Origin of the sequence: Zavarzinella formosa DSM 19928 (assembly GCF_000255705.1) — a bacterium.
Taxonomy (GTDB): domain Bacteria; phylum Planctomycetota; class Planctomycetia; order Gemmatales; family Gemmataceae; genus Zavarzinella; species Zavarzinella formosa.
The window spans coordinates 1-1,676 of record NZ_AIAB01000533.1 but is presented as its reverse complement, the minus strand read 5'-3'; the positions used below and the strand labels follow the sequence as shown (position 1 = coordinate 1,676).

At 60.4% G+C, this 1,676-nt stretch carries 1 protein-coding gene; it reads left to right on the top strand.

Features of this window, described 5'->3' with window-relative positions:
- A partial coding sequence (locus BGIM_RS0100515) for a beta strand repeat-containing protein (RefSeq protein ID WP_020467890.1) occupies positions 1 to 1,676 on the top strand: 1,676 nt, incomplete at both ends.

The following is a 1,676-nucleotide window of genomic DNA, read 5'->3' as shown; positions in this document are numbered from 1 at the left end:
GACAACGACACCGCCGGAGTGGCCACCGCCATCATCGGCGGGTCATCAGCCACCACCGAATCCGGGGGAACTGTATCGTTTACAATGGCCCTCAGCAGCCAGCCAACCGCTGATGTGACCATTCCAATCAGCTCATCGAACACGGCTGAAGGAACCGTCAGCACGTCTTCTCTGACGTTCACCCCGGCCAACTGGAACGTGCCCCAGACGGTCATCGTCACCGGCGTCGACGATCAGGTGCAAGACGGCAACCAACCCTACACCATCCTCCTCGGGGCCGCCACCAGCACGGACCCCAATTACAACGGCCTTAATCCCGCCGACGTGGCCCTGACGAATCTGGACAACGACACCGCCGGTTTCTCGGCCATCATCGTTGGAAGCTCGACCACGACCGAGGCCGGGGGAACGGTTTCGTTCAATGTCACGCTGAACAGCCAGCCGACCGCTGATGTGACCATCCCCGTGAGTTCCTCGAACACGGCTGAAGGAACCGTCAACACGTCTTCCCTGACGTTCACCCCGGCCAACTGGAATGTGCCCCAGACGGTGACCGTCACCGGCGTTGATGACCAAGTGGCCGACGGCAGCCAGCCTTACACGATTGTCCTTGGGGCCGCCACCAGCGCCGACCCGATTTACAACGGACTCGATCCGGCCGATGTGCCCCTGACCAATTTGGACAACGACACCGCTGGCTTCTCAACGGTTCTTGTTGGCAGTTCCACCACCAGTGAAGCCGGGGGAACCGCCAGTTTCACGATGGCTCTCAGCAGTCAGCCCACCGCTGATGTGACGATTCTCGTAAGCTCGTCGAACACGGGCGAGGGAACGGCCGACAAGACCTTCCTCACTTTCACCCCGGCGAATTGGAACGTGCCGCAGACGGTGACCGTCACCGGCATTGATGACCAAGTGGCTGACGGCAACCAAGCGTATTCGATCATCCTTGGGGCCGCGACCAGCACAGACCCCAACTATAACGGCCTCGATCCGACCGACGTGTCTTTGACCAACCTTGATAACGACACCGCCGGATTTTCGGCCGTCGTGGTCGGAAGCTCGACGACAACCGAGGGCGGGGGAACGGCTTCGTTCACCGTCACACTGAACAGCCAGCCCACCGGCGATGTGACGATCCCGGTCAGTTCATCGAACACCGCCGAGGGAACGGCCAACACCACTTCGCTCACTTTCACTCCGGCCAATTGGAACATCCCCCAAACGGTCATCGTCACCGGTGTGGACGATCAGGTTCAGGATGGCAATCAACCCTACACGATTGTCCTTGGGGCCGCCACCAGCGCCGACCCGAATTTCAACGGGCTTGATCCGGCCGATGTGCCCCTGACAAATTTGGACAACGATACCGCCGGTGTCTCGGTGGCTGTCATCGGCAGCGCCACAACGACGGAATCCGGGGGAACGGCCAGTTTCACGGTAGTCTTGAACAGCCAGCCGACCGGTGATGTGACGATCCCGGTCAGTTCATCGAACACGAGCGAAGGAACAGCCTCCGTCACTCAACTGACGTTCACCCCGGCCAATTGGAACATCCCTCAGACGGTCATCATCACCGGCGTTGATGACCAAGTGGCCGACGGCAACCAGACCTATTCGATCATCCTTGGCGTGGCCGTCAGTTCCGATCCGAACTTCAACGGCCTCGACCCGAC